The organism is Bradyrhizobium guangdongense, assembly GCF_004114975.1.
GTDB lineage: Bacteria > Pseudomonadota > Alphaproteobacteria > Rhizobiales > Xanthobacteraceae > Bradyrhizobium > Bradyrhizobium guangdongense.
Genome location: NZ_CP030051.1, coordinates 3,049,102 through 3,071,012, shown reverse-complemented (window position 1 = coordinate 3,071,012; position 21,911 = coordinate 3,049,102). Strand labels below are relative to the sequence as shown.

At 63.9% G+C, this 21,911-nt stretch carries 18 protein-coding genes and 1 pseudogene; 6 read left to right on the top strand and 13 right to left on the bottom strand.

The window, feature by feature from the left end; genetic code table 11:
- Positions 1–172 precede the first annotated feature (172 nt).
- The 3 genes and pseudogenes from X265_RS14460 to X265_RS14450 form a co-directional block, all read right to left on the bottom strand.
- Positions 173–974, bottom strand: a pseudogene (locus X265_RS14460) (phytanoyl-CoA dioxygenase family protein).
- A gap of 267 nt (positions 975–1,241) precedes the next feature.
- On the bottom strand, positions 1,242–1,607 hold the full coding sequence (gene dksA / locus X265_RS14455) for an RNA polymerase-binding protein DksA (protein ID WP_008142458.1): 366 nt from the start codon (positions 1,605–1,607) through the stop codon (positions 1,242–1,244).
- Between the two features lie 216 nt (positions 1,608–1,823).
- Positions 1,824–2,435, bottom strand: a complete 612-nt coding sequence (locus X265_RS14450) for an NAD(P)-dependent oxidoreductase (protein ID WP_128965419.1) — start codon at positions 2,433–2,435, stop codon at positions 1,824–1,826.
- Positions 2,436–2,581: 146 nt separating this feature from the next.
- Here X265_RS14450 and X265_RS14445 point away from each other — a divergent pair, with 146 nt between their 5' ends.
- The gene (locus tag X265_RS14445; RefSeq protein ID WP_128965418.1) at positions 2,582–2,953 is read left to right on the top strand and encodes a winged helix-turn-helix transcriptional regulator; all 372 of its coding nucleotides are present in this window, start codon (positions 2,582–2,584) and stop codon (positions 2,951–2,953) included.
- Positions 2,954–2,999: 46 nt separating this feature from the next.
- Here the strand turns inward: X265_RS14445 and X265_RS14440 are convergent, their stop codons facing one another.
- Positions 3,000–3,413, bottom strand: coding sequence for a flagellar assembly protein FliX (locus tag X265_RS14440; protein WP_128965417.1), 414 nt, complete (start codon positions 3,411–3,413; stop codon positions 3,000–3,002).
- A 280-nt stretch (positions 3,414–3,693) separates the two neighbouring features.
- Between X265_RS14440 and X265_RS14435 the strand changes: the two genes are divergently transcribed.
- The 4 genes from X265_RS14435 to X265_RS14420 all read left to right on the top strand — a co-directional run bounded on the left by X265_RS14435 (position 3,694) and on the right by X265_RS14420 (position 6,244).
- Positions 3,694–4,830, top strand: a complete 1,137-nt coding sequence (locus X265_RS14435; RefSeq protein WP_164938584.1) for a flagellar basal body P-ring protein FlgI — start codon at positions 3,694–3,696, stop codon at positions 4,828–4,830.
- Positions 4,830–5,216 carry a flagellar assembly peptidoglycan hydrolase FlgJ gene (flgJ, locus tag X265_RS14430; RefSeq protein ID WP_164938583.1) on the top strand — a complete coding sequence of 129 codons (387 nt, stop codon included), beginning with the start codon at positions 4,830–4,832 and terminating at the stop codon, positions 5,214–5,216. Before X265_RS14435 ends, flgJ begins: the two co-directional genes overlap by 1 nt.
- A gap of 12 nt (positions 5,217–5,228) precedes the next feature.
- The gene (locus X265_RS14425) at positions 5,229–5,726 is read left to right on the top strand and encodes a hypothetical protein (protein ID WP_128965414.1); all 498 of its coding nucleotides are present in this window, start codon (positions 5,229–5,231) and stop codon (positions 5,724–5,726) included.
- A gap of 158 nt (positions 5,727–5,884) precedes the next feature.
- Positions 5,885–6,244: a hypothetical protein gene (locus X265_RS14420; protein WP_128965413.1), complete on the top strand. Its 360-nt coding sequence runs from the start codon at positions 5,885–5,887 to the stop codon at positions 6,242–6,244.
- Between the two features lie 71 nt (positions 6,245–6,315).
- Here the strand turns inward: X265_RS14420 and flaF are convergent, their stop codons facing one another.
- The 4 genes from flaF to X265_RS14400 all read right to left on the bottom strand — a co-directional run bounded on the left by flaF (position 6,316) and on the right by X265_RS14400 (position 14,356).
- The gene (flaF, locus tag X265_RS14415; RefSeq protein ID WP_128965412.1) at positions 6,316–6,684 is read right to left on the bottom strand and encodes a flagellar biosynthesis regulator FlaF; all 369 of its coding nucleotides are present in this window, start codon (positions 6,682–6,684) and stop codon (positions 6,316–6,318) included.
- 294 nt (positions 6,685–6,978) lie between these two features.
- A complete protein-coding gene (locus X265_RS14410) occupies positions 6,979–9,234 on the bottom strand; it encodes a DUF1522 domain-containing protein (protein WP_128965411.1) in 2,256 nt (751 codons plus the stop codon).
- A 216-nt stretch (positions 9,235–9,450) separates the two neighbouring features.
- Positions 9,451–11,739, bottom strand: a complete 2,289-nt coding sequence (locus X265_RS14405; protein WP_128965410.1) for a DUF1522 domain-containing protein — start codon at positions 11,737–11,739, stop codon at positions 9,451–9,453.
- A 328-nt stretch (positions 11,740–12,067) separates the two neighbouring features.
- The gene (locus tag X265_RS14400; protein ID WP_128965409.1) at positions 12,068–14,356 is read right to left on the bottom strand and encodes a DUF1522 domain-containing protein; all 2,289 of its coding nucleotides are present in this window, start codon (positions 14,354–14,356) and stop codon (positions 12,068–12,070) included.
- A gap of 322 nt (positions 14,357–14,678) precedes the next feature.
- On the opposite strand from X265_RS14400, the gene flbT reads away from it, so the two are divergent.
- Positions 14,679–15,119 (top strand): flagellar biosynthesis repressor FlbT, encoded by a 441-nt coding sequence (gene flbT, locus X265_RS14395; RefSeq protein ID WP_128965408.1) that lies wholly within the window; start codon positions 14,679–14,681, stop codon positions 15,117–15,119.
- 86 nt (positions 15,120–15,205) lie between these two features.
- Here the strand turns inward: flbT and X265_RS14390 are convergent, their stop codons facing one another.
- From X265_RS14390 to X265_RS14370, 5 genes are all read right to left on the bottom strand, one after another.
- The gene (locus tag X265_RS14390) at positions 15,206–16,552 is read right to left on the bottom strand and encodes an IS5 family transposase (RefSeq protein ID WP_128963208.1); all 1,347 of its coding nucleotides are present in this window, start codon (positions 16,550–16,552) and stop codon (positions 15,206–15,208) included.
- A 167-nt stretch (positions 16,553–16,719) separates the two neighbouring features.
- Complete coding sequence (locus tag X265_RS14385) at positions 16,720–18,216, bottom strand: pyridoxal phosphate-dependent decarboxylase family protein (protein WP_128965407.1); 1,497 nt, start codon at positions 18,214–18,216, stop codon at positions 16,720–16,722.
- Positions 18,213–19,460 (bottom strand): ATP-grasp domain-containing protein, encoded by a 1,248-nt coding sequence (locus tag X265_RS14380; protein WP_128965406.1) that lies wholly within the window; start codon positions 19,458–19,460, stop codon positions 18,213–18,215. The genes X265_RS14385 and X265_RS14380 overlap by 4 nt, the downstream gene beginning before the upstream one ends.
- A 19-nt stretch (positions 19,461–19,479) precedes the next feature.
- Positions 19,480–21,081: a hypothetical protein gene (locus tag X265_RS14375; protein ID WP_128965405.1), complete on the bottom strand. Its 1,602-nt coding sequence runs from the start codon at positions 21,079–21,081 to the stop codon at positions 19,480–19,482.
- Between the two features lie 10 nt (positions 21,082–21,091).
- On the bottom strand, positions 21,092–21,877 hold the full coding sequence (locus X265_RS14370) for a hypothetical protein (protein WP_128965404.1): 786 nt from the start codon (positions 21,875–21,877) through the stop codon (positions 21,092–21,094).
- Positions 21,878–21,911: the final 34 nt, after the last annotated feature.

Genomic DNA, 21,911 nt, shown 5'->3' with positions numbered 1-21,911 from the left:
CAAAACCGTCCTCACCTGAAGTGAAGGCTTTTTCTCATCCGAACTCACGTGAGCTGGCAGGATTCGACTCTAGCTCATTGATCGCGATTCAGTTTTCGTGATCCCGACGATCAGCGCGATGTCGTGGCGTCTGAACCGACGCCACGACAGGACGAAACCGCATTAGCTCGTCTCAGGCGAGGCCAAGCGCCATCCGGATCGCGATTTCGACCGGCGAGTAACTGCCATCGGCGCGGTCCAGCCGGTACGGTTCAGCCGGAGGTAGATCCGGCTGCGCCATGAAGCGCGGGGTCTTTCCTCGGTGCTTTTGCGCAGCATGCACCAGGAAAGGGTGACACAGACAAACCGTTCCGGCCTCGCCGGTCGCCAGCGCGAGCGGGCAGTCGGCGCCCATCTCGTCGAGGACCATGCGCGACCGTCCGGCCTCGCCCGCAGGCGCCAGATAGCGCGCCATCGGCATGTGCGAGCCGACTCTGATCCGCGTCGGCGCATCGTTCTCGCCGACATCGGAGAACAGGAACAGCATCAACAGCGCGCGGCCGCGCGAAACGATGTTGGCCCGCCAGGCCGAGAACTCGTGCCGCTCGTTGTGGTCGCAATCCTCGCCGGGAAAGCTGAGATCGATATGCCAACCAGCGTCGCCGGGGTCATCGGGATGCGGGAAGCGCACCGCGAAGGTGCCGCCGATATCTTTGCGCGGCCGCCAGCGGCCGGCGCCGACCAGCTGATCGAACGCGCGATGCAGCACTTTTGTATTGGCGATCTCCGGAAACGGCGGATTGCCACAGCCGGATCACCGGACGCGTCCAGGTCGCGGGATCATGCTCTCTGCAGGGCAGATCGCGCCACAGGATGGCGCGGCCCTGTTCGGCGAGCGCGCGCGGAAAGGCGTTGTCGATCCGGACGAAGCCCTGTGCGATGAATTGAGCAATTTGCGCGGCGCTGAGCGCACGCGAGTCATCTCGATCGGTCATGATTGTCTCTCAAGCTGTCGCCGGCCGTTATTGGTCCGCGTCATGCGGAACCTGGCCGGCTCATTCGGTTCACTGGAATCCCGCGCGCGAAAGCCGGCGGGGTCGATCAGCGCTTCCGTGCCGAAGCGGGATCAGCCCAGGAAAAACACCGAAGCGATATTGAGAGTGCAAATCATCATGGCGGCGCGAATTTACGCGCCAAACCGGCGGCGCTCAAGCGGCACCGTGAGCCCAAAAACAAAGAGCCGCATCGCTGCGGCTCGGACTTTATTCGTCGCGATAGACCTTCTCGCGTTTCTCGTGGCGCTCCTGCGCTTCCACCGAGAGCGTCGCGATGGGCCGGGCTTCGAGCCGTTTCAACGAGATCGGCTCGCCAGTGTCCTCGCAATACCCGTAGGTGTTGTCCTCGATGCGCTGGAGCGCGGCGTCGATCTTGGCGATCAACTTGCGCTGGCGGTCTCGGGCGCGGAGTTCGATGGCACGGTCGGTTTCGGACGATGCCCGATCGGCAAGATCGGGGTGGTTCACGTTCTCCTCCTGCAACGCTTGCAGGGTGAGCTTGGACTCTTTGAGGATCTCATCCTTCCAGGCAAGGAGCTTCATACGGAAGTACTCCTTCTGCCGGTCGTTCATGAAAGGCTCTTTTTCGGTCGGTCGGTAGTTTTTCAACTTTTCCAAGGGCGGCCTATCTTCTTAAGCAACGACTCGCGAACGGAACGGGGTCCGTTGAGCCGGGCCTTATATAGTGGCCTCCCGTGACAGACAATATTTCCTTAATGGCGCGGTTGGCGCCCCCAAGCCCTTGCACAAGAACGTTTATCCTGGAGGGCTCGGAGGCGGCCAAAAGACCTAGTAGCCGACCGTGAAGCGCTGCCTTGAGTGGGCCGGCTTCTCGATCTCGTCGGCGAGTGCAATGGCGTAGTCCGCAAAGCTGATCCAGCTCTTACCGTTCGCATCTGCGAGAAGCTGGTCCGTGCCGAGCCGGAACTTGCCCGTCCGCGCTTCCTCGACGAACAGCGCCGAGGGCGAGAGGAAGGTCCAGTTCAGGTCCTTTTCCTGCCGCAACAAATCGAGGAAGGCAGAGCCCGCCTCTGCCTCGGCCTTATATTGGGCCGGAAAACCGGGAGTTGTGACCAGTTTGACGCCGGGAGCGACCTCGAGACTGCCGGCGCCGCCGACCACCAGATAACGCCCAACCTTCGAATCCTTGGCGGCGCCGATCAGCTTATGCGGGTCGCTCGCCAGGAAGTGCACGGAACTGACGGCCACGTCGTGCCCGGCCCACAGCTTGGCAAGACCCGCTTGGTCGAGCACGTCGCCCCTGATCGGCGTGACGTTCGGCAGTGCCGCGATCTTCTCAGGGTTCCGGGCAATGGCGGTCACCGCATGGCCGCGGCGGGACAGTTCCTTGGTGATCTCCGAACCGGCTCGACCCGAGGCACCGGCGACTGCGATTTTCATGGAAGGCTCCTTCGCTTCTATAGTAACCAATGGTGACTAGATATCGCAAAGAATGCTGGTGTTAAGAGAGCACTTTGTGCTTACCTGATTACACAGGAGTAACCGGAACAACAGCTGGCCGGCCCAAGCAAGCACGAGGATCTGAAATGAAGCCGAACGTCTATGCCGCCGAATGCCCAACGCGCCAGATCCTCGACCGGGTCGGAGACAAATGGGCCGTGCTGATCCTGTTGCTGTTGCGCGAGGAGCCGATGCGTTTCAATCAGTTGCGCCGCACGATTGAAGGCATTTCGCAGAAGATGCTGAGCCAGGTTCTCAAGTCGCTCGAACGCGACGGCCTGCTCAAGCGCCGCGCCATCGCCACAGTCCCGGTGACGGTCGAATATTCGATCACGCAGCTCGGCCTGACACTTGCCGCCGCGGTCGATCCGCTACGCGATTGGGCCGAGGAGAATCTGAAGGACGTGCTCGCCGCCCAGCGCCGCTACGATACGCAACAGAAGGAGGAAGCGGCGTAGGATGATCGTGAAAGCTTAGCCCGCCGGGCGACGCTAGCCTACAGGTTTAGCCCTGCCCGGCCTTCGCCAGCTCGACCTCGACGCGCAGCTCGATCTCGGACAGTACGGAATCCAGACCGGGATCGCCCGAGGATGATTTCAGGTTCGCAGCCGCATCGCGCAGCCGCATTACCGTCGATGCATCGAGATTGCCGGAGAGAAGTCCCATCTTGAGATCGTCGAGCACGTCGAGCGCGGTCTTGCCGCGGGCGACCGAGCGCTTGCGGCGCTCGACCGGATCTTCCTCGATGCCCTGCAGCGCGAGCAGCCCGTCGATGTTGGCGGTGGCTTTCGGTGCGGCAGCGCTGCGCGTCTCCTGCGCCGACGAGGTGTCCGGCAGCACGAAGGTGCCGGAGCTCGTTCGCCTGGCCTGGCTGGCCGGCGTCCCAAGCGTGGTGCCATTCGGTCCGTAGATGCGCATCGGAGCAATCCGGGTGATCGATGCGCCACATTCGCCGCTTTATGGTTAACGGGGCGTAAACGGCCCGGCAAAATCTGCCGGGAGGCGGCAGTTTCGCTCCTCAAGGCGAACGCCGGCTCGCGCCGATCGAAAGAGATTTATTCAACCTATTCAATCGCCTACCCCGCCGCCTCGCGTTGGCACAGCCCTCGCAAGGACAGCGTCGGACCAGCTCGTCATGGGAGTGTCGCAGACGGTCCGAGATGTGAGGAGGCTCTTTGAGGAGCTTGGGGAGCAGAGGATGCCAGGCGTTCGTTGGGTGAGGATTCTGAGCGGGGCCGTTGCGGTGGCCTGCGCCGCGCTGTCAGCGCTGGCGCTCCCGATCGCACCTGCAAGCGCGACCTCGCGCATCAAGGATCTCGCCAATATCGAAGGCGTGCGGCAGAACCAGCTCATCGGCTACGGCCTCGTCGTCGGCCTCAACGGCACCGGCGACACCCTCAACAACATCCCCTTCACCAAGCAGTCGCTGCAAGCGATGCTCGAACGCATGGGCGTCAACATCCGCGGCGCCACCATCCGCACCGGCAACGTCGCCGCCGTGATGGTCACAGGCAATCTGCCGGCCTTCGCGACCCAAGGCACGCGCATGGACGTCACCGTGTCCGCCCTCGGCGATGCCAAGGATCTGCGCGGCGGCACCCTGCTCGTCACCCCCCTCCTCGGCGCCGACGGCAACGTCTATGCGGTGGCGCAGGGCTCGCTCGCGATCTCGGGCTTCCAGGCCGAGGGCGACGCGGCCAAGATCGTCCGCGGCGTCCCGACCGTCGGCCGCATCGCCAACGGCGCAATCATCGAGCGCGAGATCGAGTTCGCGCTGAACCGATTGCCGAACGTGCGGCTCGCGCTGCGCAATGCGGACTTCACCACCGCCAAGCGCATTGCGGCGGCCATCAACGACTATCTCGGCGTCAAGTCGGCCGAGCCGATCGACCCCTCGACCGTGCAGCTTTCGATTCCGCCGGAGTTCAAGGGCAACGTCGTCGCCTTTCTCACCGAGATCGAGCAGCTCCAGGTCGATCCGGACCTCGCCGCCAAGATCATCATCGACGAACGCTCGGGCATCATCGTGATGGGCCGCGATGTCCGTGTCGCGACGGTTGCGGTCGCACAGGGCAATCTCACGGTCACGATCTCGGAGAGCCCGCAGGTGAGCCAGCCCAACCCGCTGTCGCGCGGCCGCACCGTGGTCACCCCACGCTCCAGCGTCGGCGTCACCGAAGACGGCAAGAAACTGGCCCTCGTCAAGAACGGCGTCTCGCTCCAGCAACTCGTCGACGGTCTCAACGGCCTCGGCATCGGCCCCCGCGACCTCATCAGCATCCTCCAGGCGATCAAGGCCGCGGGTGCGATCGAAGCCGACATCGAGGTGATGTGATGCAGACCGGCATGCTCAAGACGGCGCGCCTCGCCACCGCGGCCCTCTCCTCGAACCCCGCTTTCTCCGTGGAAAGCCGCAACGGCCGGCCGGATTTCGAGCTCGCCGCCGCGCTTCAGAAGGTCTCGCCGCAGCAGCAGGCCAAGGCGCAGAAGACCGCCACCGACTTCGAGGGCATGTTCCTCAACAGCATGTTCGCGCAGATGACCTCGGGCCTGAAGGGCGAAGGCCCGTTCGGCGACACGCCGGGCACCGGGGTGTGGCGTTCGATGCTGACCGAGCAATATTCCAAGAACTTCGCCAGCGCCGGCGGCGTCGGCATCTCCCGCGACGTCTACCGCACCCTGATCATGCAGCAGGCCAAGACCACTCTTCGTACGGCATAAGGTCCATTCGAGATGAGCCAGTTCAACGCCTCACGTCAGCAGATGCCTGCCCAGCGAGCGAACAACACGCCCGGCAGCGCCGAGGCGCGCAAGCTCGCGGAGGACCTGATGGACGCCATGAGCGCCCTGCTCGGCCTGATCGAACGTGAGACCGAACTGGTCCGCGCCGGCAAGGTCCGCGAGGCGATGACGCTCGAAAGCCAGAAGCAAGAGCTGTCGCGACGCTATGTCGGCGCCGTCGGCCAGTTGAAGGCGAACCAGGACAAGCTGGCGAAATCCGCCCCCGAGTTGCTCTCGACGCTGCATCGGCATCACGACGCCTTCCGCGCCATGCTGCAGGTCAACCTCACCGTGCTCGCGACCGCACATGCGGTCTCCGAGAGCGTCGTGCGCGGCGTCAATGCCGAGATCCAGAAGCGCAACGTGCCGAACACCTATACCGCGGCGGGACGGCGTGCGGCTCCCGGCCCGCGCCACATCACACCGCTCGCGGTCAGCCGCTCGCTCTGAGCCTCCGCAAAGCTATTTTCAATTTTACGAAAAACCGCGCGACAAAAGCGTCGCGCGGTTAGGTACGTTTCCTAACCGGGTGTTCAATCCTGGTGTTCCATGGTTGCGTATTGAGAGGGGTTGGGATTTGACTCACGTAAGGCAACCAGGAGGCTGCCATGAGTACAGATTTCAGCATCAGACCGGTGGGGATCCCGGTCCCCGCGCAGATCGTGACGACGTCGAATTCGGCGGCGAACGATGCCGTGCAAACCGATTTGCCCGTGAGTCAGACCGTCGCGGCGAGCGATACCAGTGCACCCGCGCGCAATGATTTGCAGAGCAACGAGAACATCTCGCGCCAGGTCATATTCGACCAGGCGGCGGCGTCCATGGTCTTCCAGGTCGTCAATGACAAGACTGAGGCGGTGGTCGACCAGTTCCCCGACGAGGCGATGCTGCGCCGGCGGGCCTATTTCCATGCGCTGGATTTGAAGTCGGAGCCCTCGCGCCCGCTCAACACGGACCTCAGCGCTTAAGTCGCCAACCGGATCAGCTGTCGAGCGTGATTTGGCGGTCTCGAGATAGCTCGAGCCGGCAGCGCGATCCGTTACGGCCGGCCGGACAATCCGGCAGCAATGTTGCGGTTGATCTCGATCAGCGGGCGGAAGTGATCGAACTGCGGGCTCATCTGCAGCGCCGCGGTCTGGCTCAGCACGAACACGCTGATGTTGGCGATCTTCTGCCGGACATCGACCGGCTGTGGGTTGTTGTCGCGCATTGCTTCGCTGAGGAAGATCGTCCAGAGCTTGCGATTGAACATCAGTGCCTGGGTGGTCTGCTCGCTGAATGGGTCGCCATTGTTGACGGCATCCTGCAGCTTGTTCGCGGCCTTCAGCAGAGTCTGCGCCTCGACGTCGCGAGGAGATGCGGTGGTGGTTGCAACACGCGCGTAGGCCGAGGCAGCAGAGTTCGACATCAATCACACCTTGGAAGCTTCCTAGTCCGTTGAACGGACTTAAGGATTTCTTTCCCAACCCTATGCATCACCGCTTAAGATTTGCTTACGTGTGCGCTTGGAAGCACTCCGCATAATTACGGGCCGCAGAGTGCTTCATCAGCGCGAGCATAGATGCGCAAGACACGAGCTGTAAACTTGCACTGCATCATGCGCACCAATCTCGGCTAATCCCCTCTTAGCGAACTTCCTCAAAAGAACGGCGGAGCATTAGCCCCGCCGTTCTTCCTGAAGATTCGATTCTCGCGCTTTGAATTAGCGGAGCAGCTGCAGCACGCTCTGCTGCGACTGATTGGCCAGCGACAGCGCGGAGACCGCGATCGACTGCCGGGTCGACAGCGCCTGGCTGTTGGCCGCTTCCTCGTTAGTGTCGGCCAGCGTCAGGTTGGACGAGCCGGTCTGCAGCACGTTGATCAGGTTCTTCGAGAAGTCCTGCCGCACTTGCACGATCGAGAGATTGGAGCCGAGCGCGGATGCTTCGGAACGCAGCGTGCTCGAGGCCGAATTCAGCTGGGTGAGCACCTTGTTGGTCGCGCCGTTGTCGATGAAGTCGACGCCGGGGACCAGATTGCTGAGACCGAGGCCGGCCGAATTGAAGACGACGCCGTTGATGTTGAGCGTAGAAGAGCCGGTCTCGTTGAAGATCAGCTTCAGCGTATCGCCATTGAGCAGGTTGACGCCGTTGAACGAGGAGTCCTGAGAGGTGGTGTCGATCTGCGCCAGGATGTTGTTGAACTGGCCGACCAGATTGGAGCGCGCTGTCTGCGCGACCGGATCCTGGATCGGCGGCTGCGCCGTCGTGAAGGAGGCCACACTCGTGATCGTGCCGCCAACCGCGCCGCCGGCGATCGTAGAGCCGAGCGTCGAGGAGGCGTACTCGTTGACCGTGGAGATCGTGAGCAGGCCATTGGCGTCGACCGTCGCCGTCAAATGGTTGGCCTGGAGCTGCGCGTTGAGCTGGTCGAGCGTCTTGACCGTGCCGTTGGTGCCGTCGCCGAAGGTGACGTTCACCGGCTTGCCGCCGTTGAAGGAGGTGAAGGTCAGCGTCTTGCCGCTGATGCCTCCGACGCCGGAGGTCCGGGAGGCCGTGAACGCAGTGGCCGTCCCTGTCGCGCCGGTGAGGCCAAGAGCGGAAAGCGCGTTGCCGGTACCGGTGATCGACAGATCCGCGTTGGTGCCGGTGCTCAGCTTCAGGGTGCCGTTCGACGCGATCGTAGAGGCAACCCCGGGCGTGGCAATGGCGGCGACGCCACCAGAAATCGAGGCCGTCTTGGTGCCGGTCGCGAGGTCGATCGCGGTCAGCACGTCCTGAAGGGTGCCGCCTTGAAGGTAGATCGTGGAGTTGCCCGATCCGTCGGTGATCAGGTTGGTGTTGAAGACGCCCGAGCCGGTCGGCACTGCGCCGAGCGCGGCGGCATTGCCGTTCTTGAACGTGATGATGTGGCCGTCGACATTCAGGGTCGAGCCGTCGGTGATCAGGGTGCTGAGGCTGCTGCCAGTCGTCTGACGCGTCGCGGTGATCGTGGTCGGGCCGCCGCCCGTCGCCCCGGTGAGCTTGAGCGCCGCGAGGCTGTCGGCCTTGCCGGTGAGTGTCAGGTCGGCACCGGTAGAACTCGTCAGGGTCGTGATACCAGCAGCCGTGTTGCTGGCCGTGCCGCCGAGCGTGGCGACTAGGGTCGAGGCGTTGATCGAGGCGACATACCGGGCGCCGCTCGCAAGATCGAAGGCGGTCGTGAGATCCTGAACGGTTGCGGTGGAGTTCGCACCCGTGCCGAGATAGACGGTCGTATTGCCGCTGCCATCGGTGACATCGTTGCCGACGATGCTCTGGCCGGCGGACAGCTGGGCGGCCGTCGGAAGCGCCGCAACTCGGATCGTGACGGTGTGCCCGTTGACGGTGAACGTGTCGCCGTCCTTGAACGACGACGCGGCCTGGGTGGTCAGGGCGCCGGCAGCACCATAGAGCAGAGTCGTGTTGGTGATGGGCGTCGCACTGTTGTCATTGACGACGGCCGACGAAGCCACAGTGCCGGCCGTTGCACCGAGGGTGTTGGTGCCGATTGCAGCCGTCGCGCCGCCGGCCGCGCCTGAGTAAACCACGTTGCTGTTGGCGACGGCGTTCGCATAAGAGGTGGTGCCGCGCAGGTCCGCTGGCGTCGCACCGGGAATGGTGGTCGAGATGTTCGATTTGGTGGAATAGCCGACCGTGGTCTGCAGCGCCTGGTTGGCGATCGACTTCGCACTGTCGATCAGTTTCGACAGCGAGGTGATGCCGGTATTGGCGGCTTGCAGCACCTGCACGCCGTTATTGATGCCATCGAGCAGGTTGCTGATATCGCTGGCGCGGTTGTCGAGCCCCTGCGCCGTGAAGAAGTTGGTTGGATTATCCAGCGCCGTGTTGACCTTTTTGCCGGTCGCAAGGCGCTGCTGCGTCGTAGCCAGCAGGTCGGCCGTGGATTGCAGCGACAACAGGTTCTGACGAACGGACGCCGAGAGAACGATGTTGGACATTGGCGGTCTTCCTCTTGAACCGGATACGAATCGGGCTCGCCGATCTGGAAAGCGGGCTTTGGTGGAGTCTTAGGGGGTCTCCTTTAAAGTATGGTTAACGGCGACTTAAGGGATAGGGTTAATGCGGGGTTACGCAGCAAGTGGCCCGAACCCCGCAACAAAAAAGCGGCGGGGCCGAAGCCCCGCCGCTCTCTTTTATCTTATTGATTCAGCTACTTAGCGGAGCAGCTGAAGCACGCTCTGCTGCGACGTATTGGCCAGCGACAGCGCGGAGACCGCGATCGACTGACGGGTCGACAGCGCCTGGCTGTTGGCCGCTTCTTCGTTGGTATCGGCCAGCGTCAGGTTGGACGAGCCGGTCTGCAGCACGTTGATCAGGTTCTTGTTGAAGTCCTGACGAACCTGCACGACCGAGAGGTTCGAACCCAGCGTGGAAGCTTCCGACCGCAGCGTGCTCGAGGCCGCATTCAAGCTGGTGAGCACCCTGTTGGTCGCTGCGTTGTCGATGAAGTCGGTGCCCTGCATCAGGCCGGCGAGACCCAGACCCTTCGAGTTGAAGGTCACGCCGGTGATGTTGAGGCTCGACTTGCCGGTCTCGTCGAACACCAGCTTGAGCTGGTCGCCGTTGAGCAGGTTCACGCCGTTGAAGGACGAGTCGACCGAGGTCGTGTCGATCTGCGACATGATGTTGTTGTACTGGGCAACAAGATTGGAGCGCGTGGCCTGAGCGACCGCATCGACGGTCGGGGCCGTCGCGTTGGTCCAGGTCAAGGCGGACGTGATCGTGCCGCCGATGGTGCCGCCGGCCGTAGCCGAGCCGATGGTCGACGACGCATAGTCGTTGATCACCGAGACGGTGAGCAGGCCGTTGGCGTCGATCGTGGCGGCCAGATTGTTGGCTTGAAGATGCGCGTTGAGCTGATCGAGCGTCTTGACCGTGCCGCCGGTGCCGTCGCCGAACGTGACGTTGACCGCCGTGCCGCCATTGAAGGAGGTGAAGGTCAGGGTCTTGCCGGAGATGCTGCCGGGAGCTGCGGCGCGGCTCGCGGTGAACGAGGTACCTGTGCCGGTGGAGCCGGTCAGGCCGAGCGCGGACAGCGCATTGCCCGAGCCGGTGATCGACAGATCCGAATTCGCGCCGGTCGAGATGTGCAGCGAGCCGGCAACGATCGACGAGTTGGTCTGGCCGGTCGCCGTGCTCAGGGTCGCCGTACCGCTGGAGTTGGATGCGGTCTGCACGCCGGTGGCGAGGTCGACCGCATTCAAGATATCGGCAACCGTGCCCTTTTCCAGGTAAACGGTCGAGTTGCCGTTGCCGTCGGTGACGACGTTGCCGCTGACGCCGGATCCGGTGGCAACGTTGGCCGCCGCAGGCGTACCTGCGTTCTTGAACGTGATGGTCTTGCCGTTGACGTTCAGCGTCGAACCATCCGTGATCAGGGTGCCGAGGCTGCCCGAGCTCGTGGTGCGGCTCGCCGTCACTGTGGCATTGCCGGAGCCGGTCGCCGAGGTCAGACCGAGAGCCTTCAGCAGGTCGGCCTTGCCAACCACACTGAGATCGGCACCCGTCGAGGTTTCCAGCGTGATCTTGCCGCCGGCGAGCGCGCTCACGGACGTCGTCTGGCTGGTGTTGGTGGTGATCGTCGCCGCACCCGCGGATACGACCGCATTCTGGACGCCGCTGGCAAGGTCGACCGCCTTCAGAACATCGCCAACCGTGGCTGTCGAATTCGTGGCGCTCGCACCGAGATAGACGATCGAATTGCCATTGCCGTCGGTCGCGAGGTTGCCGCTGACACCATAGCCGCTCGGAGCCGACGCCGCAGCCGGAACAGCACCCGCCTTGAAGGTGATGGTGTGGCCGTTGACGGTGAAGCTCGATCCGTCGGTGAACTGGGTCGCGGCGCCCGTGGTCAGACCGGAGGTCGCGCCCGCGAGGCCGTCACCATACAGCAGCGTCGCCGCCGTGATGTTGGCCGCACCGCCGCTGTTGTTGTCCTGAACAACCGAGCCGGTCACGGTACCGATCGTGCCGCCGAGCGTGGTGGTCGAGGTTGCGGCGTGGGTACCGCCGGCCGTACCGTCGAACAGCACGTTGGTCAGCGCGGTTGCGCTGGTATAGGTCGTGGTGCCGCGCAGGTCGGAGGCCGTCGCGCCGGCGATCGTGGTCGAGACGTTCGACTTGGTGGAGTAGCCGACCGTGGTCTGCAGCGCCTGGTTGGCGATCGACTTCGCGGAGTCGAGCAGCTTCGACAGCGAAGTGATGCCGGTATTGGCGGCCTGCAGCACCTGCACGCCGTTGGCGATGCCATCGAGCAAATTGTTGATGTCGCTGGCGCGGTTGTCGAGCGACTGGGCGGTGAAGAAGTTGGTGGGGTTATCCAGCGCCGTGTTCACCTTCTTGCCGGTCGACAGACGGGACTGGGTGGTGGCGAGGAGATCGGCGGTGGACTGGAGAGAGAGCAGGTTCTGACGAACCGACGCAGAGAGAACGATACCGGACATGACTCTTACCCTTCTGGTTTACGCGTCTTCGTTCGATCGCTTCGGATCGAGTGACGCGCGCAGCCTGCGTGGACATGGCTAACAAAGGGTGAAATCTGCGCGTGAACCGTAAGCGCCGGTTCACCATAACGCTGCGGAAGCCGGTCCCGCGCGATGACGATCCCCCTGAACTTTCTCGGCTTTTCCTGGCGTTTGCTCCCCGTTAACCATAACCGAGAGTTACCTTTCGCCAAGGCCGTCTCACCAGGCCGTCGCCTCTCAACGACCCACAAAAAAGCGGCGGGGCCGAGGCCCCGCCGCCATGACTTGATTGCGATGTCGTCAGCTATTAGCGGAGCAGCTGGAGCACGCTCTGCTGCGACTGGTTGGCCAGCGAGAGCGCCGAGACCGCGATCGACTGGCGGGTCGACAGCGCCTGGCTGTTGGCCGCTTCCTCGTTGGTATCGGCCAGCGTCAGGTTGGACGAACCGGTCTGCAGCACGTTGATCAGGTTCTTGTTGAAGTCCTGACGCACCTGCACCACCGAGAGGTTCGAACCGAGCGTCGAGGCTTCCGAGCGCAGCGTGCTCGAGGCCGTGTTCAGCTTGGTCAGCACCTTGTTGGTGGCCGAGTTGTCGATGAAGTCGGTGCCCTGCGTCAGCGCGGCGAGACCGAGACCCTTCGAGTTGAAGGTCACGCCGGTGATGTTCAGGTTCGACTTGCCGGTCTCGTCGAACACCAGCTTGAGCTGGTCGCCGTTGAGCAGGTTGACACCGTTGAACGAGGCGTCCAGCGAGGTCGTGTCGATCTGCGTCAGGATGTTATTGTACTGATTGACCAGGTTGGAACGGGTCGCCTGGGCAACAGCGTCAGCAACGGGCGCCGTCGCGTTGGTGAAGGTCAGCGCCGACGTGATGGTGCCGCCGATCGTGCCGCCGGCAGCCGCCGAGCCGATCGTCGACGACGCATAGTCGTTGGTCGCCGAGACGGTGAGCAGGCCGTTGGCGTCGATCGTGGCCGTCAGGTTGTTGGCCTGAAGCGCCGTGTTGAGCTGATCGAGCGTCTTGACCGTACCGCCGGTGCCGTCGCCGAACGTGACGTTGACCGCCGTGCCGCCATTGAAGGAGGTGAAGGTCAAGGTCTTGCCGGAGACGCCGCCAGCTGCCGCAGCGCGGCTCGCGGTGAACGAGGTGCCCGTACCCGTCGAGCCGGTGAGGCCGAGGGTCGAGAGCGCATTGCCCGTGCCGGTGATCGTCAGATCCGAGTTCGCACCGGTCGAGATGTGCAGCGCGCCCGCAACGATCGACGAGTTGGTCTGGCCGGTCGCCGTGCTCAGGGTTGCCGTACCGCTGGAGTTGGATGCGGTCTGCACGCCGGTGGCGAGGTCGATCGCATTCAAGATATCGGCAACCGTGCCCTTTTCCAGGTAAACGGTCGAGTTGCCGCTGCCGTCGGTGACGACGTTGCCGCTGACGCCGGATCCGGTGGCAACGTTGGCCGCCGCAGGCGTACCTGCGTTCTTGAACGTGATGGTCTTGCCGTTGACGGTCAGCGTCGAACCATCCGTGATCAGGGTGCCGAGGCTGCCCGAGCTCGTGGTGCGGCTCGCCGTCACTGTGGCATTGCCGGAGCCGGTCGCCGAGGTCAGACCGAGAGCCTTCAGCAGGTCGGCCTTGCCAACCACACTGAGATCGGCACCCGTCGAGGTTTCCAGCGTGATCTTGCCGCCGGCGAGCGCGCTCACGGACGTCGTCTGGCTGGTGTTGGTGGTGATCGTCGCCGCACCCGCGGATACGACCGCATTCTGGACGCCGCTGGCAAGGTCGACCGCCTTCAGAACATCGCCAACCGTGGCTGTCGAATTCGTGGCGCTCGCACCGAGATAGACGATCGAATTGCCATTGCCGTCGGTCGCGAGGTTGCCGCTGACGCCATAGCCGCTCGGAGCCGACGCCGCAGCCGGAACAGCACCCGCCTTGAAGGTGATGGTGTGGCCGTTGACGGTGAAGCTCGATCCGTCGGTGAACTGGGTCGCGGCGCCCGTGGTCAGACCGGAGGTCGCGCCCGCGAGGCCGTCACCATACAGCAGCGTCGTCGCGGTGATGTTGGCCGCACCGCCGCCGTTGTTGTCCTGAACAACCGAGCCAGTCACGGTACCGATCGTGCCGCCGAGCGTGGTGGTCGAGGTTGCGGCGTGAGCGCCACCGGCCGTGCCATCGAACAGCACGTTGGTCAGCGCGGTCGCGCTTGAGTAGGTGGTGGTGCCGCGCAGGTCGGACGAGGTTGCACCGGCGATCGTGGTCGAGACGTTCGACTTGGTGGAGTAGCCGACCGTGGTCTGCAGCGCCTGGTTGGCGATCGACTTCGCGGAGTCGAGCAGCTTCGACAGCGAGGTGATGCCGGTGTTGGCGGCCTGCAGCACCTGCACGCCGTTGGCAATGCCATCGAGCAGGTTGTTGATGTCGCTGGCGCGGTTGTCGAGCGACTGGGCGGTGAAGAAGTTGGTGGGATTATCCAGCGCCGAGTTCACCTTCTTGCCGGTCGACAGACGGGACTGGGTGGTGGCGAGGAGGTCGGCGGTGGACTGGAGGGAGAGCAGGTTCTGGCGAACCGATGCGGAGAGAACGATACCGGACATACTGTTACCTTTCTGGTAGCTACGCGTCCTGTTTGACCGATATTGATCAAACGACCGGCGGACGGTGCCTCCGAGCCTCTAACAATCCGTGAAATGAAACCCCCAGTTTCTCCGCGTCGGACCGAAACGACTCGCTGCGAGGTTCCGGACGGAATCTTCGCAAGTGGGCAACATATTGGCGCCGCTTCATTTTTTAGCGATCTGGCAAATGTTTACGACCCGTTAACCACATTCAGCAAGGATTGGACCCAAATCAGGATCGGCAGCCGTTGGATTGGGACGCGCGGGCCGCTCGTTACAAAAGCGTTTATGGAGAACAGGCATGGCTCTCAAGGTCGAGCTCAAACCGCACGAACGCATCATCGTCGGGAACTGCGTCATCACCAACACGGACCAGCGCGCCCGCCTTCTGATCGACGGCGAGAACGTTCCGATCCTGCGCGAGCGCGACATCCTCACGCCGGAGACCGCCGACACGCCCGCCAAGCTGGTCTATCTGGCCGTGCAGCTCATGTATATTTCGCCGGACCCGCAGAGCCAGCACGGCACCTATTTCAACCTGGTGCGCGACATCGTCACCGCCGTGCCGAGCGCCTGGTCCATTATCGAAGGCATCAACAACAACATCATGAGCGGCGACCTCTACCGGGCGCTGAAGGATGCCCGCAAACTGATCGCCTACGAGGACAAGCTGCGCGAGCAGTTCGAGGCCACGCATCCCAAAACCGAGGCGGACAAGACCGACGTCAGCACGGCCGCCTGATCTCAAGACCAGCGCAGACGACAACGGCCCCGGATCCTCTCCGGGGCCGTTGTCGTTTCAGCTGGTCGTGGCTACTGCGTCGTCCGTTAAGAAGCCGATTTGAGCGGTGAGCCGTCGCTGCTGGCGGCGATGAGGGTGGCCAGGAAGAGGCACCAGAGAGCTCTCAGCCATGCGAGGATGCGCCGGAAGTTATGGCCGACGGCGGAGAGGATGACGTTGGCCGCATCGCCGGCGCGGCCTTTGAGGTAGCAGCGGCCGAGGTGACCATCGGCCTTCAGGTGTCCGATGATGGGTTCGATGGCGGAGCGGCGGCGCAGCTCGCGCTTGATGACCCCGAAGACGCCGCGCTTCTGGCCGGAGATGAAGACACGGCGCGGGTTCTGCGCGTCATGGCCGCGGTATCCCTTGTCGACATAGGCCCGCTCGATCGCACAGCCGGTGAGTGTCTCGGTGCGGTCGATGACATCCCGCAAGGTGTGACCGTCGTACGGGTTATCCGGTAGCGCCCTGGCGTGCAGCACGAACAGGCCGCCGGGAGCCCGGCGGTTGTTGGTGACGATGGAGGCTTTGACCCCGAACTCGTAAGGGGCGGCTGCTTTGCCCTTGCCGATGCACTCGACCTCCGGAGCGTGGAAGGAATAAAGCTTCCAGCCGCGCTGGCGCTGCTGCTGCGAGCGGATCTGGGAGGCCCGGCTGAGCGGGAGGACGAAGGCGTTCTCGAGCACGGTCTGACCTTCGATCTTGCGGCGGATATCGCGGATGATCCGGCCCAGCCGGCTGCGCAGGATGCGCAACTGCCGCTGATGCCGCTTGAATTGCTTGGCATGGGCGTAGCGCCCCGCCATCATGGCCGCGGTCTTGGCAATGCGAAGATAGGACTGCCGCAGCCTGACCCCGTGCTTCCTCGCCAGACGGTTGAGCCCCTTGATCGCGGCGTGCAAGAGCTTGGCATCGGTCGGGAAGGTGATGGCCTTCGGCTGCACGGTGGTATCGACCGTGACCCGCTTGAGGTCCTGACTGCGCAACGCGCCGGCCTCGTGCGCCACCCGCAGGCTCTCGGCCAAGAGCAGCTCCAGCTTGTCGCCGAGCCGCTTGCGCCAGTGGCTCAGGTCCGAGCGCTCGTGCGGGAAGGCGTGCTGAAAGAACTCTTCGCCGGTGAAGTACTGGAAATACGGGTCGTGGACCCAGCGCTCGCACACCCCCTCATCGGACAGGCCGTAAATGTGCTTGAGCAGCAGCAGCCCGATCATGAAGCGGGTCGCGATCCCCGGCCGGCCGTTCTCGCTGTAGAGCGGCGCGATCTCGCCGTCGACCCAGTCCCAATCGACCTTGCCGGCGAGCTGAACCAGCTCGTGCTTCATGTTGATGATCTGGTCCAGTCTGGCCCGGAACAGATCGCCAGATCCCGTCGTCCTTTGCTTCTTCGGTCGCATCGCCACCTCCGATGCGACGACGGAATCATGACTGGCGATTCGACGGAATCCTGAAAATGAAATCGCAAGGTTCCGAGGCCCGAAGCATCAAATCCCTGCAATCCCAAAACAGCCCACAACGATAAATGCGATTCTACCTCAATCGCTTAGCCGCTCCTCACGGACGACTACTGCGTCGCGAGCGGCGGCGCCTCCACTTCGACCAAGCCCCCGGTGCGCTTCACGCCGAACTCCAGCACCGCCGACACCAGTGCGTCGATGTCAGTCTCGGCGGTGCGATGATTGACGATCGCGGCACGTATCGCGAACCTGCCGTCCAGCGTCGTGCCCGACGGCGCGGCAATGCCGGACTCCTGGATATCGGCGACGATCTCGCGATTGACCGCATCGCCGGCGCGGTAACGGAAGCAGACGATGTTCAGATTGACAGGCGCGAGTAGCTCCAACCTCGGCTCGGCCAGCACGCGCGTCTCGAGGTATCTTGCGAGCGCGCAGCTTCGCGCGATCACCGCACCCAGCCGGTCGATGCCGAACGTCTTGAGCGTGAACCACGTCTTCAGCGCGCGGAAGCCGCGCGACAGATCCGGACCGAGATCGCACGGCCACACGGTGCCGGCCGCAAGCCCCCTCGCCTCGCGGCTCAGATACGCAGCCGGCTGTGCAAAGGCTTCCCTGTGACGTTCACCGTCACGCACCAGCAGGAAGCCGGCGTCATAGGGCACCTGGCCCCATTTGTGGAAATCAAGGGCGATCGAGTCCGCAAGGGCGATGCCGTCGAGCAGCGGCGCAAGCTCGGGCGAGAAGATCGCGAGCGCCCCGAAGGCGCCGTCGACGTGAAACCAGATCCCCTCCTCGCGGCACAGCTCCCCGACGGCCCTGAGATCGTCGATCGCACCGATATCGACGGTGCCGGCAGAGGCCGTGACAAGGAACGGCCTGAACCCGGACTCCCGATCGACGGCAATCTGCGCGCGCAGCGCGGCGACGTCGATGCGATGGTCGGCATCGACATCGATCTTGCGCAGCGCATCGGTGCCGAACCCGGCGATATCCATCGCGCGGGAGATGCAGCCATGCGCGGCCCTCGATGCGTAGGCCGTCAGCAGCGCGCCGTCGGTGCCGAGACCATGTTGCCGCGCCAGCGCGCCGAGCGCGCTCGTACGCGCCACCAGCACCGCCATCAGGTTGGCCATCGACGTACCGGTGACGAAGATGCCGCTCGCTCCTTTCGGAAAGCCGAACAGGCCGCGCATCCACTCGACGATCTGGCGCTCGACCTCGATCGGCATGTGATCGCGTCCGCCGAGATTGGCGTTGAGGCCGGCCGCGAGCATCTCCGCGACCATGCCGACCGCCGTGCCGCCGCCGTGCACCCAGCCCATGAAGCACGGATGAATGTTGCCTGTCGCGTAAGGCGCGACATGCTCGGAAAATTCACGATAGACCTCGGCGAGATCGGTCGCCTCATGCGGCACGTCGGTTCTGATCGCCGCCCGAACCTCGTCGGGGATCGGCCGCCAGACCGGGCGCGCGCGGACGTTGGCGATGCCGTCGATGGCGTCGTCCAGCATGCGATGAGCGAGCGCACGAAATTCGTTCCAGTCCTGCGGATCGAGCGATCCATTCGAGACGCCCGCTTGCGGATTGCGGATGATCTCGTTCATGCCGCACTCTCCACGGCCGCCTTTGCAGCGCCTTCGGCATGCCGCGTCAGCATCGCGGTGAAGGCGGCAAAGATCTTGCGCATCTGCGGCGGCTTGTATGGAAACACGACAGGCGAATCCATGTTGTGCACGACGGCGGTGTTGTCGGCCTCGAACACCAGCAGCTCGCCGTTCTGGTTCTCGGCGCAATCGACGATGAAATAATCGAGCCCGACGCGCCGGCTCATTTCGTCGAGCGCCTGTCTGTGGCGCGCCGCGAAGGCATGATCGAAGTCTTGCATGAAGACGGCTTCTTCGGCGCGCTTCTCTTCGCTGAACGCCATATAGGCGTTGAGATACCAGATGTCCCAGCGGTCGGCGATCGCCATATGGCAGGCATAAGGCTTGCCGTCGACCATGGTGAGCCGGATCTTGCGAAAGAGTCCGTCCGGGCCCGCATAGTTGACGAAACGCGCGACGAAGAAGTCCTGCTCCTGCCGCTCGGCGAGATACGCCGCGAGGGCGGCCGCATCGTCGAGCTTGGCCAGCCCGACGCCGGCATGCGTGCCACGCGGCCGCGCGATCATCGGAAAGTGCAGTTCACCCGTAATATCTCCGCAAGCGATCCGGCCTTCCGCGAGATCGGTCAACTGGGCGCGCGTTGCGTGAGCCGTCACGGGGATGTCGAGACCGGGAATATCGGCCAGCAGCCGGAACAGCTTGTCGCGGTCGAGATTGCCGATCAACTCCGGGCGATTGAGCAGCGGCCGCGGCCAGTTCGGTGCGGCCTTTTCGATCAGCGCCAGCGCTTCGCGACATTCCTCGGAATCGGATGCGACAACGATGGCGACGTCGTGCTCGGGCAACGTTTCCGGCAGGCCTTTGTCCTTGGTCACATAGAGCGTCAGGAGCTCGATGTCCGAGCCTTCGAGCAAGAACTCGATCGGCGTGTTGCCGCCCATGTCGATGTCGGCGGCAAGCGCAAGGACGCGCAGTCCCGGCTTCGGCACGGCGGCAGGCGTGCGAAACAGCTGATGGAACGACAGTACCTCGGATTGGATCACGAGGCCGGCTTCCTTCTCGCCCATCAACTGGGCAATCAGCGACAGATCCAGCCCCTCGCCGGCCTGCGCCGTGCCTTCCGCGATACGCGACAGGAGCTGATCACGCAACGGATGCAGATCGACGCCCTCGAAGGCCTGGCGGGTCAAATGCGCAAAGCCGATACGGTCGGCATAATTGGGCGCGGCAAGCGGATGCAACATCTCACACCTCGAATACGGACTACGCCGGCACGGCGGCGGTACGGTCAAGCAGCAGTTCGATCTTCACCAGGACATGCGCGATGCGATCGAGGATGTCCTGCACATTAGCTTGCGCCTGCGCGCTGTCGACCGACCAGGCTTCGGTAACGAGCCGCGCGCCGACGCACAGCCGCAACGCGGCTTGCGGCGCGGCGTCCGCTTGCTCCAGCCGCACCGGCTGGCCAATGAGACAGCGCTGCGCGGCAACCTGCCGGTCCGCAGCACTGCCGACGATACCATCGCTCATGTCGCGCGCAAGCGCGCGATGCACGGCACTGGTGTCGGCGACGGACACCGGCTTACTGTTACGCATTAGCGTGAACGGAAAGATCGAAGGCTGCGTAAATTCTTCATCATCGGCATCAGCGGCGCCGAGAGCCGCCGGCACGGCCCGCAGCGACGGCGACAAGGCGATCATGCTGTCGACGCCTGCCGCAAGCTCGGCCATTGCCTTGCCGCGGAACGCGCCGGGCACGGCATAGTAGTTGCCGATGTCGGCCAGCGCGGCTTCCCAGCGTAGCCATTGACCGAAATTCGGCCGACGTTCGAAACGCGAGCGCAACGCCGTCCATGCCATCGGCCAATCGCAGCGGCCGGCATAATCGAAGAAGCCCGGCGCGATCCCTTCGATCCGGTCGAGCGCGCGCGAAATCCCTTTCGGCACCAGCAGCGCGCCGCTGAAGGCAGGCCCGCCGAAGAATTTCGAACCGGTGATCAGCACCATATAGCCGCGATCGAGATAGGATCGGAGCCGGCGGCGGCCGAGCCGCGCCTGGCAGGCATCGACGACGACCTGAACCTTGCGCGGCCAGCGCCGCGCGATCTCATCGAGACAGGCGGCACTCGGCGCGCGCCAGCCGAGCTTTGACGAATCCATGATGTGCAACAGAACGCGCCGGCCTTGCGCGAGGCTGTCCTCGATAGTGCGCACGACCGCGGCATCCGCGTCACCTCGCATCGCAAAGCCAGCGGCGTCGAGCAGCGGCACCGCGATGCTGTCGCCCGCAAGCCCCGCGATCGCGCCGTCCTTGCGTACGGCAACGCCGCTCGCCATCATCGCGCTGAAATGGTGGCCGCGCGCCGTATGAATGGTGCCGCTGCCGGTCTGGTCGGCGCCGACCACGATCGTCACCGGCGGAGCGCCGAGCACCGCGTGGGCCAGGAACAAGGCATGGAGCTGGGAGTCCGTGCCCGATGGCGACAACACGATGTCGACGCGCGGCGGAAGCTGGAAGTGCCCGCGCAATTCCTCACGCATATCCTCGCAGCGCCGGTCGAAGGCGATCTCCACCTCGTCGAACAGCGATTTGTGCACCAGCTCCTCGCGTGCCATTGCGGCACGGTCATAGCCAGGCCGCGAGATGGTCGATGCGGTCGACGAGGCGAAATTCCAGATCTCGGACTCAGGCGACGGCGCGCAGCCATAGCCGTTGACGCGCTCCTTCGGGTCAAGCGCCAGCCGCCCGTCTCCGCCGGAGACAAGCAGCGTATCCAGCGGCGTGAAGAGATCGCGCAGGCGATAGCGCGAGCCCCCGTCGGGTGCGCGCTCGATGTCTGACAGGCGGGATGCGCCGACGCTCATCCCGGCAGGCTCACGCCGCGTCCACGGCCGCAACTACAGGCGCGGGTGCGAATTGCGAGGCGATGTCGCCGTGGAAGACCGACGGACCGACATGGTCGAGCGGACTCTGGATATCGGCCCAGATCTCACCGCCGATATCGGTCCAGCGCCTGCAAAAGGCGAAGTCCTCCGAAAGATAGGTGCCGGTCGCCGGATCGATCATGCATTCGAACAGGGCGAACCTGTTCGGACTCGTGACCAGCGAGTCATGCGAATGCTCGCGGAAGAACTGCAGATTGGCATAGTCCGGATGGCGGCACATCGCCTCCAGCGCCTGGCGCCGGATCATCAGGAAGCCGGTGCCCGCATAGCGCACGCGGGTAAAGCCGTTGACCACCACGATGCGATCGGGGTCCTCGATCTCGAGCACGTAGTCGAGCGACGCCGCGGTCACATCGGTGCGGCCGGCCTGGATCGCCCGTGCGGCCTTGTCCCAGTTGACCCGCTTGATCGGATAGCAGCCGGCGACGACGTCGGCACCGCATTCGATCAGGCGGAACACCTGCTCGGGCTTGAAACCGATATCGGCGTCGATGAACAGGAAATGTGTCGCGTCGGGATCGTCCAGGAACATCGCGACCAGATTGGCGCGAGCGCGGGTGATCAGCGCATCGCCGTCGCGCAAGAGCACCTTGAGGGCGAGATTGGACATGCCGTGCACGGCGCGCTGGAGAGCGAAGATCGAGCTCGCGTAGATGCTCGAGACCTGGCCGCCGAAACACGGCGTCGCCACCACCAGCTGCATGTTGTCCGACATCGACCGGGCCCCGCTCAAATCCTCACCAAGAGGT